The 9601-nt window shown below is 65.0% G+C and carries 7 protein-coding genes and 2 tRNA genes; 7 read left to right on the top strand and 2 right to left on the bottom strand.

Annotated elements, in window-relative coordinates:
- On the top strand, window positions 1-498 hold a 498-nt coding region (locus tag HMPREF9440_RS08635; RefSeq protein WP_172634298.1), incomplete at its 5' end, for a type 2 periplasmic-binding domain-containing protein.
- A gap of 73 nt (window positions 499-571) precedes the next feature.
- Here HMPREF9440_RS08635 and HMPREF9440_RS08630 read toward each other — a convergent pair.
- Together HMPREF9440_RS08630 and HMPREF9440_RS08625 are read right to left on the bottom strand one after the other, a co-directional pair.
- Window positions 572-663: transfer RNA gene (locus HMPREF9440_RS08630), tRNA-Ser, on the bottom strand.
- A 281-nt stretch (window positions 664-944) separates the two neighbouring features.
- Window positions 945-1021: transfer RNA gene (locus HMPREF9440_RS08625), tRNA-Arg, on the bottom strand.
- Between the two features lie 479 nt (window positions 1022-1500).
- Here HMPREF9440_RS08625 and HMPREF9440_RS08620 point away from each other — a divergent pair.
- The 6 genes from HMPREF9440_RS08620 to rmuC form a co-directional block, all read left to right on the top strand.
- On the top strand, window positions 1501-3036 hold the full coding sequence (locus HMPREF9440_RS08620; RefSeq protein ID WP_008543384.1) for an ABC transporter ATP-binding protein: 1536 nt from the start codon (window positions 1501-1503) through the stop codon (window positions 3034-3036).
- Window positions 3033-4133, top strand: coding sequence for an ABC transporter permease (locus HMPREF9440_RS08615; protein ID WP_008543383.1), 1101 nt, complete (start codon window positions 3033-3035; stop codon window positions 4131-4133). Before HMPREF9440_RS08620 ends, HMPREF9440_RS08615 begins: the two co-directional genes overlap by 4 nt.
- Window positions 4130-5050, top strand: a complete 921-nt coding sequence (locus tag HMPREF9440_RS08610; protein ID WP_008543382.1) for an ABC transporter permease — start codon at window positions 4130-4132, stop codon at window positions 5048-5050. The genes HMPREF9440_RS08615 and HMPREF9440_RS08610 overlap by 4 nt, the downstream gene beginning before the upstream one ends.
- A gap of 143 nt (window positions 5051-5193) precedes the next feature.
- Complete coding sequence (locus HMPREF9440_RS08605) at window positions 5194-6336, top strand: BMP family ABC transporter substrate-binding protein (RefSeq protein ID WP_040765284.1); 1143 nt, start codon at window positions 5194-5196, stop codon at window positions 6334-6336.
- A gap of 247 nt (window positions 6337-6583) precedes the next feature.
- The gene (locus HMPREF9440_RS08600; RefSeq protein ID WP_008543380.1) at window positions 6584-8674 is read left to right on the top strand and encodes a cation:proton antiporter; all 2091 of its coding nucleotides are present in this window, start codon (window positions 6584-6586) and stop codon (window positions 8672-8674) included.
- A gap of 141 nt (window positions 8675-8815) precedes the next feature.
- Window positions 8816-9601, top strand: a 786-nt coding sequence (gene rmuC, locus HMPREF9440_RS12210) for a DNA recombination protein RmuC (protein ID WP_245523599.1), incomplete at its 3' end; no start/stop codon positions are given.

Below are 9601 nucleotides of genomic sequence, written 5' to 3'. Positions count from 1 at the left end.
TCGGCGCCGCTCTTTGAGATCGAGTTGGGCATTCTGATGCGCCGCGAGCATCCGCTCGCAGCGAAGCACGAGGCAGGGACGCTCACCCTCGGGGACCTCGACGCCTATGGGCGCATCGCGATGGACGTGAGCGCCGACTACCGGAACGCCAATTGGGACCGTCAGGTCTTCAAGGACGAGCGCGCCGATCAGGGCGTCGTCTGCACGACCTCGTCCGCGTTGGAGTTGGCGTCCACCCTTGAGGCGTCCGACCTCATCATGCTCTCGCCCGGGTTCGGGAGCCGGGGCGTGAGGATGCACTACGACCTCGTGTGGGTCCCGATGCCCAAAGCCGCGGGCGAAGCGAAGCGTGGCGCGAAGCGCATCGTGCGCCACGGCGTCATGGTCTGGCGCGAGGCGGTCCACCGCGACCCGGCGCACGCCTGGGTGCGCTCGCTTTTCCGCGACTGGGCCGCGAAGACCCAGGTCGACCGGGGCTCGGGCATTTCGCTCGGGTGAGGTAAAGAGAGGAAGAACGCAGACAAAAGAAAATCCCCGACTCCTTAAGGAATCGGGGATCTTCAGCAATCAATGGCGGAGAAGGGGGGATTCGAACCCCCGAGGCCCTTATTCGGACCTGCACCCTTAGCAGGGGTGTGCATTCGACCTCTCTGCCACTTCTCCGCGCAGTCGTCCCGACGAAGAGGCGCGGTCGAGGCGCCGGTTCTCCGTTCGTCATCCTCAGCCGGGACTGCCGCTGAGGCGCTCGGCATCAGCCGAGAAGCAGAAGATTAACACATCAGCCGCGGGAAAGGCAAGAAAGCTCGAAAAAGAATTTTCGAAAGGCGCCTCAAAGGTCCTTGTCGGGCGGCCGAAGTAGGGTCCTGATGACCTTTTCCGGGATCGGAAAGAAGCCCCGGAAAAGCGAAACCGCAGTCCCTTTCGGTGACTGCGGTTTCTGAATATGGCGCGGCTGGCAGGATTCGAACCCACGACCCTCTGGTTCGTAGCCAGATACTCTATCCAACTGAGCTACAGCCGCGTGAGGAGGGAACTATAGGTGAGCGGAAGGGAAAGAGCAAGGGCGGGTTCCTCAAAATACCGCATATGCGGTATGAGCCGGGCGTCAAACGGACGTGAAACGCGGTTCTCTTTCCGTGAAGACAAAAAGACCACGGTACCGGCGGCAAAAGGGGCGTTGCGACTCACGGAATAAACCGCCCGCCTGTACAATGCGGGTCAACACCGATGCCGGACCCTTTTTGACGGGCCGACATCCCGGTTTCGATGGCTTCAAATCTGGGCCCCCGTTTCAGGATCGCGGCGGCTTCGGGCGAATGGCGGATGCCGCCTCTCCTCGCCCGGCGCCCCTTCCATGACCGTCGGGGCCTCTTGTCGTTTTCGCAGACGGGATGCCGGTACCCGCAACCGGTCCGACACCGCTCGTTCACTCCAAAATCTCAAGGCGGACGGTCTTTCCCACATACATATATATGGGGAGGGCGGACGCCAGCCAATTTGATGACGCCACGTTTGAGTTTGAAGAACATCACGAAGCGCTATCCCGGGATCGTCGCGAACGACCGCGTGACCCTGGAGGTGGCGCCCGGTGAGGTGCTTGCCGTCCTCGGCGAAAACGGTGCGGGCAAGTCGACGATGATGAAGATCATCTACGGCGCGACCCAGCCCGATGAGGGCGAGGTGCGCTTTGACGGACGCCCGCTCACGCTCGAGAGCCCCGCGCAGGCGCGCGAACTCGGGATCGCGATGGTGCACCAGCACTTCGCGCTGTTCGACACGCTCTCGGTCGCGGAAAACGTGGCGTTGGGCCTCACGAAGCGCATGTCGATCGCGGACATCTCCGCGGAAGTGGTGCGCCTGGGCGAACGCTACGGCCTTCAGGTCGACCCGCACGCGGTCGTGATGGAGCTTTCAATGGGCGAGCGCCAGCGCGTCGAAATCATCCGCGCGCTGATGACGAATCCGAAGCTCCTCATCCTGGACGAACCGACGTCCGTTCTGACGCCCCAGGCCGTCCGCAAGCTCTTCGTGACGCTCCACCAGCTGGCCGACGAAGGCGTCTCGATTCTCTTCATCTCGCACAAGCTCGACGAAATCCGCGAACTTGCGGACCGCTGCGTGGTGCTTCGCGCCGGTCACATCGTGACGAGCGTGGACCCGAAGCAGGAAACGGAAGCTTCGCTCGCGCGCCTCATGATCGGCGACGAACCGCCGGTCGTCCGCGAAGCGGTGGGGACGCCGGGCGACGTGATCTTCGAGATCTGCGGCGTGACGACGCCTGGGACGGAACGCGTCTGCGGGACGGAAAACGCGACGCTCTCCGTCCGCAGCGGCGAAATCGTCGGCATCGCCGGCATTTCCGGGAACGGTCAGGCGCGCCTCATGGCCCTGGCCGCGGGCGAATACCGCACCGAACCGGGCGCCGTGAAGTTGTTCGGCGAAGAAGTGGGGACGTTGAATACGGAAGAGCGCCGTGCGAAGGGCCTCCGCTACGTGCCCGAGCAGCGCCTGGGGCACGCCGCCGTGCCGGAACTTTCACTTCAGGCGAACACGTACCTCACGGGTGACGATTTGAAGAAGGGCGGGTTCCTTCTTCAGGACAAGGCCGGGGCCTTCGCCCGCCTCGTCATCGAACGCTTCCACGTGAAGACCCCCGACGAGCACAAGCACGCGGGCGGCCTTTCGGGCGGCAACCTCCAGAAATTCATCATGGGGCGCGAGATCCTCAACAAGCCCCGCGTCCTTCTCGTCAATCAGCCCACCTGGGGCGTCGACGTGGGCGCCGCGGCCGTGATCCGCAACGCGCTCATGCGCCTTCGCGAAGAAGGCGCCGCCGTGATCGTCGTGAGCGAAGAAGTCGACGAACTCTTCGAGATTTCCGACCGCATCGCGGTGATGTACCGCGGGCACCTCTCGCCCGCCGTGCCGAAGAACCAAATCAACATTGAGGAAGTGGGCCGCTGGATGTCCGGCCTCTGGCCCGGATCGCCCCTGCGGCACGCCGGGGAAGAAAATTCGAAGGGAGACGCCCGATGATCCAGTTCCCGCTCACCCTCACGCCGCGTCAGGAGCCCGCGAAGTCGCTCCGGTGGGTCTCGCCCGCCATCGCGATCGCGCTTACCGTCGTGACCGGCTTCATCCTCTTCTGGGCGCTGGGCGAAGACCCGGTGCGCGCGCTCCGGACGTTCTTCATTGCGCCCCTGGAAACGATGCGCGGCTGGACCGAAGTGGGCGTAAAGATGACGCCGCTTCTGCTCTGCGCGGTCGGTCTCGTCGTCTGCTTCAAGGCGAACGTCTGGAACATCGGTGCCGAGGGGCAGCTCATCATGGGCGCCGTCGCCGGCGGCTGGATGGCGCTTCAGTGCGACCCCTCGACGGGTGCCTGGTTCGTGATTCCCGTCATGTTGGCGAGCGCGTTGGGCGGCGCCCTCTGGGGCGCGGTGACGGCGCTCCTTCGCCACCGCTTCCACGCGAACGAAATTCTCGTCTCCTTGATGCTCGTCTACGTCGCGCAGTTCTTCCTCGCGTGGGCGGTGCAGGGCCCGATGAGGGACCCCATGGGGTTCGGCTTCCCGCAGACGAAGCTCTTCGACTCCGGGGCGCTCCTTCCGGTCATTTTGGAGGGAACGCGTCTGCACGCGGGCGTTCTGATCGCCTTCATCGCCGCCTTCGGGATCTGGCTCCTCATGGACCGCATGGCGATGGGGTTCCAGTTCAAGGTGTCCGGCATGGCCCCTCTGGCCGCGCGCTACGCGGGCTACCGCCCGGGGATCCTCATTTGGGTCTCGATGCTGATTTCGGGCGCGTTGGCGGGTCTCGCCGGCGGCATCGAAGCCGCGGGCCCCTTGGGGCAGTTGACCCCCACGGTGTCTCCGGGCTACGGCTTCGCCGCGATCATCGTCGCATTCGTCGGCCGCCTCTCCCCCTTGGGCTGCATTCCCGCCGCCTTCGTGATGGCGCTCTTTTATCTGGGCGGTGAGCTCGCGCAGAGCCGCCTGGGTCTCCCCTCCGCCATCACCGGCGTCTACCAGGGGCTTCTTCTCTTCTTCATCCTCGCCTGCGACGTCATGATCTTCTACCGACTCCGCTGGACGGGCTTCACCAAGGCCAAGGGCAAGGAGGCCGCGCGATGAGTCTCGCCGCTTCGATCATTTCTTCGACCCTGAATGCCGGGACGCCGCTCCTTCTCGCCGCCGTCGGGATTCTGATTCACGAAAAGTCGGGGGTTCTGAACCTCGGCATCGAAGGGATCATGCTGATGGGGGCCGTGGCCGGGTTCGGCACGACCTACGCGACCGGAAGCTTCGCGCTCGGGTTCCTCGCGGGCGCGGGTGCGGGTCTGCTCTTCGGCCTTCTCTTCGCGTTCTTCACGATCGGGATGCGCGCGAACCAGTACGCCGCGGGTCTCGCGCTGGCGCTCTTCGGCACGGGCCTTTCGGCCTTCATCGGGAAGCCCCTCCAGGGCGCGTCCTTGACCGAGCGCGCCGCGACCGGGATCCCCGTTCTGAAGGACATTCCGTTCGTGGGCGAAGCGTTCTTCTCGCTTCATCCCTTCGTCTACGGTGCGCTCATTCTCTTGGCGCTCGTCTCCTGGTTCCTCTTCCGGACGCGTGCGGGTCTGATTCTGCGCGCGGTGGGTGAGGCGCCGGAATCCGCATACGCCCTCGGCTACTCCGTTCCCGGGATCCGCCTCGCGGCCGTCCTCTTCGGCGCCGTCATGTCGGGGATCGCGGGCGCGTACCTCTCGCTCGTCTACACGCCCTTGTGGGTCGAAGGCATGAGCGCGGGCCGCGGTTGGATCGCGTTGGCCCTCGTCACCTTCGCCACGTGGCGCCCGCTTCGCGTCGTCATCGGCGCCTACCTCTTCGGCGGCGTCACGATGCTGCAGTTCGCCTTCCAGGGGATGGGGATCGCCATCCCGCCCCAATTCATGTCGATGACCCCGTACCTCGCGACGATCCTCGTGCTCGTCCTCATTTCGAGGAACCCGACCTGGATCCGGCTGAACGTCCCGGCCTCGCTCGGGAAGCCGTTCTCGCCCAAGGGGTAAAGGCAGACAGACGCCCAAATCACGGGCCCGCTGAGGGAAACTTCGCGGGCCTTTTTCGACCCGATTTCCGGGAACGGGTCCCCCGCCCGGTCCTACAATATTTTCCATTCCGCAACTACTGACATTGGAGTACACGCATGCTTATGCAGAAGCGCACCGCTCTCAAGCTCGCCCTCGCGGGCGCCACCGCCCTGATGCTTTCGGCCTGCGGCAAGGACGAAGCGAAGCCCGCCGCGTCGGGCGCCGCCGCGCCTGCCGCCCCCGCGGCCGACAAGGGCGAAGGCCCCCTCAAGGTGGCCTTCGTCTACGTGAGCCCCGCGAACGAAGAAGGTTGGTCGCAGCAGCATGACATCGGCCGCCAGAAGGTCGAGAAGTTCTTCGGCGACAAGATCCAGATCACGACGCTGGAGAACATTCCCGAGAACGCCGACGCCGAGCGCGTGCTCCGCGACCTCTGCCAGCAGGGGAACAAGTTGATCTTCGCGACGACCTTCGGCTACATGAACGCCGTGATGAAGGTTGCGAAGGAATTCCCGGACGTGAAGTTCGAACACGCCACGGGCTACCAGACGGCCGCGAACGTCAACAACTACACGGCCCGCTTCTACGAAGCGCGCTACATGGCGGGGATCCTGGCCGGCAAGCAGACGAGGACGAACATCCTCGGCTACGTCGCCGCGCTCCCGATTCCGGAAGTGCTCCAGGGCATCAACGCCTTCACGCTGGGCGCCAAGAGCGTCAACCCGAACGTCGAAGTCCGCGTCGTCTGGACCTCCGCCTGGTACGACCCGGCGAAGGAAGGCGACGCCGCGAAGAGCCTCATCGGCCAGCGCTGCGACGTGATCACGCACCACACGAACTCGACCGCCGTCGCCGCCGCCAGCGAAGACGCGAAGATCCCCGTGATCAGCTACAACTCCGCGATGAAGAAGGCCGCGCCGACGATGCTCCTGGCGGGCGTTGTCCACTTCTGGGACACGTACTATCAGAAGCGCATCCAGGACGTTTTGGACGGAACCTGGAAGCCCGAACCCGTTTGGGGCGGCGCGCCCGAGCACATGATCGACGTGATCGAAGTCTCGAAGGACGCGGATCCGGAAGCCGTGAAGCAGATGCGCGACGTCTACGCGAAGATGGAAAAGCGTGAATTCCATCCCTTCACCGGCCCGATCGTCACGAACGACGGCCGCGAAGTGATCCCCGCCGGCAAGACCGCCACGGACCAGGAACTCCTCTCGATGGAATGGTTCGTTCAGGGCGTGACGGCGAAGCTCCCGACGGCGTAAGGCCCGGGAAGCCTCCCGAAGAACCCGTGGACGGGCGGCGAGCCCGTCCCGGTTCTTCCCCGAAAAGAGCACGAGTCGACTGCGGCCCGTGCTCTTTTTTACTTGCCGGAAACGCCTGAACAAGGCGGCCGGTCGTAATATTTTCGGTTGAGCCGTCTCTTTCTTCCTATCCGCCCGGGGCTTCTCCCGGAGCGGAGCCTCCTCAACCCCTTCAACTCCACGGACGGCCGACACTCAAGAACACACCATGTCGAGCTCCCTGCCGCTTCTGACGAGCCTCGTGACGGGCTTCGGCCTCGCGCTTCCCTTCGGCTACCTTGCGGAGCGGTTCCTGCGGACGCCGGCCTTGGTGGGGTACATCCTGGCGGGCGTCTCGGCCGGTTTGATTCCGGGCCTTCCTGCGGTCGACGAGAGCCTTCTGGAGCAGACGGCGGAAATCGGCGTCATGCTCCTGATGTTCGGCGTGGGGCTCCACTTCTCGGTCAGAGACCTCGTGTCGGTGAAGGGCGTCGCATTGCCCGGCGCCGTCGCGCAGATGGCCCTGGCGACGCTTCTGGGCACGCTTTTCGGACACTTCGTCTGGGGCTGGAATTTCGGGAGCGCCGTGCTTTTCGGGCTGACGCTCTCGTGTGCCTCCACCGTCGTCGTCACGAAGGCCTTGGAGATCCGCGGGCTCACCTATCAGATGAACGGTCAGGTGGCCGTGGGCTGGCTCGTGGTGCAGGACTTGGTGACGGTCTTCATCATGGTGTGCCTGCCGCCCTTCGCGCAGGTCGTCCTGGGTGAGGGGAACGTCTCGGGCGCCGCCATCGTCGGGGACCTCGCCAAGACGCTCGCCGGGGTCGTGCTCTTCGTCGTCTTGATGATGGTCGCGGGGAAGAAGGCGCTTCCCTGGGTGCTGAAGCTCGTGGCCGCCACGGGTTCCAGAGAACTCTTCACGCTCGCCGTCGTTCTGATCGCGATCGGGATCGCCTACGGCGCGACCGCGATCTTCGAGGTGAGCTACGCCCTGGGGGCGTTCTTCGCCGGGATGGTGATGCAGGAGAGCCGGTACGCGCACCGGGGGGCGAAGAATTCGCTGCCGCTCCAGGACGCCTTCGCCGTGCTCTTCTTCGTCTCGGTCGGGATGATGCTCGACTGGCGCATCTTCATCGACCGGCCGGTCGACGTTCTCTTCGTGGCGGCGCTGATCCTCTTGGGGACGACGAGCGTTTCGTTCGGGTTGGTGCTCCTGCTGCGCTGGCCCCTCGACACGGCGCTCACCTTGGCGGCCTGCGTCGCGCAGATCGGCGAATTCAGCTTCATCCTCGCCGCGCAGGGGATCAACCTGGGGCTCGCGGACAAGGGTTTGATGAGCCTCGTCGTCGCCGCTTCGATCGTGACGATCGCGGTGAACCCGGTCTTCTTCGCGATGATCCCGAAGGTGAGGAACCGCTTGGTGCTGCGCTTCCCCTGGGCGAAGAAAGCCGCGGTGCGCCAGCCCCCGCATCAGGAACTCCCGAAGGATGCCGGGAAGGACTTCAGGAAGGGCCAAATCATCGTCGTCGGTTGGAACGAGGGCGTGCGGCAGGTGTTGGAAGGCCTGCGCGCGGCCGACCGCCGGATCATTCTCGTCGTGCCGCCTTCGGCGCCCTTGAACCAATTGGAAGCGCAGGGCTTCGGCGTGATTTCGGGGGACGCGACCGACCCGATGATTTTGGTCGAAGCGCACGTGACGAGCGCCTCCGTGATGCTTTTGGCGCTCCAGGACGAGATCCGCATGAAGCGGGTCTTCGACGTGGCGCGCGAACTCAACAATCGGCTCAAGATCGTCGTGCGGCTGCGGAACCATTCTTCGATCGCGCTCTTCCCCGCGGACGCGCAGACCGTCGTCGTGGACGAAGAGCTCGTCGTGAGCGTCGCCTTGGCGTCGAACGTCGTCGCGGCCTCGAAGGGGCGCGTCCCCGACGGCACCGAGGACGAAGACGAGGCGGGCGAGGCCGCGCTCGCCGCGCGCCGGCTCTTCGAGGACGAATACCGCCGCGCGGTGGCGAGAATCCGCGAGGGGTCGCCGACGGAAAAACCCGTGGTGCCGAACACCCCGGAAGCCGAAGCCGCACTGGCACGCATCAGGGCCGATGAGGCGGCGAGAGAGGCCAAGAAGGCGGCGCAGGAAGGCGGAGGTGCGCCGTCTCCGGCGACCGGAGGTTTGGAAACCGCATCCCCGAAGGCCGAAGAGCTCGTGGAGGTTCAGGAGGAAGGAGAGGGCATCGAACTCCCGAAGCCCGATGCCGACGGGCGCGGTCGTCCGGGGCTCGGCGGTCTGAAAGACCTTTGGGGCCGTTGGACGAAGCGCTGAGTTGCTCAAAGATGCGCTTCCATGATGGCGCGGAACGCCTTCGGGCGTCACGCATTCGGGGTCTTCGAAAGAGGACCCCGAACGCGCTTTTCGGCCCTCCGCTAGACTTCTCCTCAACGCAACTTCACCGAGGCGAACATCTTGGTCAACGACGGCATGCTCTGGGGCGCGGTGCTCCTTCTTCTGGTCGCGAACCTCTTTCTCGCGGCCTGGCTTCTGAAGCGGATTTCCGACCGGGACGACCCGGAAGAGGCCCGCGCGCAGGCGGAGACCGTCGTCGACGCGGTGCTCGAAGGCGTGATGGAGTCCCGGCGCGACCTGGAGCAGTCGATCGCGCAGTCGGACGCGCGCGTGACGCAGGGGATGGCGAACCTCTCCGCCTTCGTCTCGCGCGAGCAGCACCGCTCGGGCGAAGCCGTGCAGGCGCTGACCGTGGAGGCCCGGAACGAATTGAAGGGCATGAACGAGCGCCTCGGGAAGGAGTTCCTCGCGCTCCACACGATGGTGAACGACCGGCTCGTGAAGTTGGTCGAGACGAACGCCGGGGCGGCGGACGCCTTGAACAAGAAGCTCGCGACGGAGCTCGAGAGCATGCGTCGGCAAAACGACGAGAAGTTGGAAGCGATGCGCGCGACCGTGCAGGAAAAGCTCGACAAGACGCTGAACGAGCGCCTCGAGCAGAGCTTCCGCGTGGTGGACGAAAAGCTGGGGTTGGTGGAAAACGGTCTCGGCGAAATGCGCCGGATGGCGGAGAGCGTGACGCGCCTCCAGAACGTCCTCGCCAACGTCAAGACCCGCGGGACCTTCGGGGAGACGCAACTCGAGGCGATCCTCTCGACGATGCTGGGACCCTCGCAGTACGTCTCTCAGGCGAAGCTCTTCGCGGACGCGAACGTCATCGTCGACTTTGCGGTGCGGCTCCCGGGC

Source organism: Sutterella parvirubra YIT 11816, from assembly GCF_000250875.1.
Lineage (GTDB): Bacteria > Pseudomonadota > Gammaproteobacteria > Burkholderiales > Burkholderiaceae_F > Sutterella > Sutterella parvirubra.
This window is presented reverse-complemented; position numbering and strand designations above follow the sequence as displayed.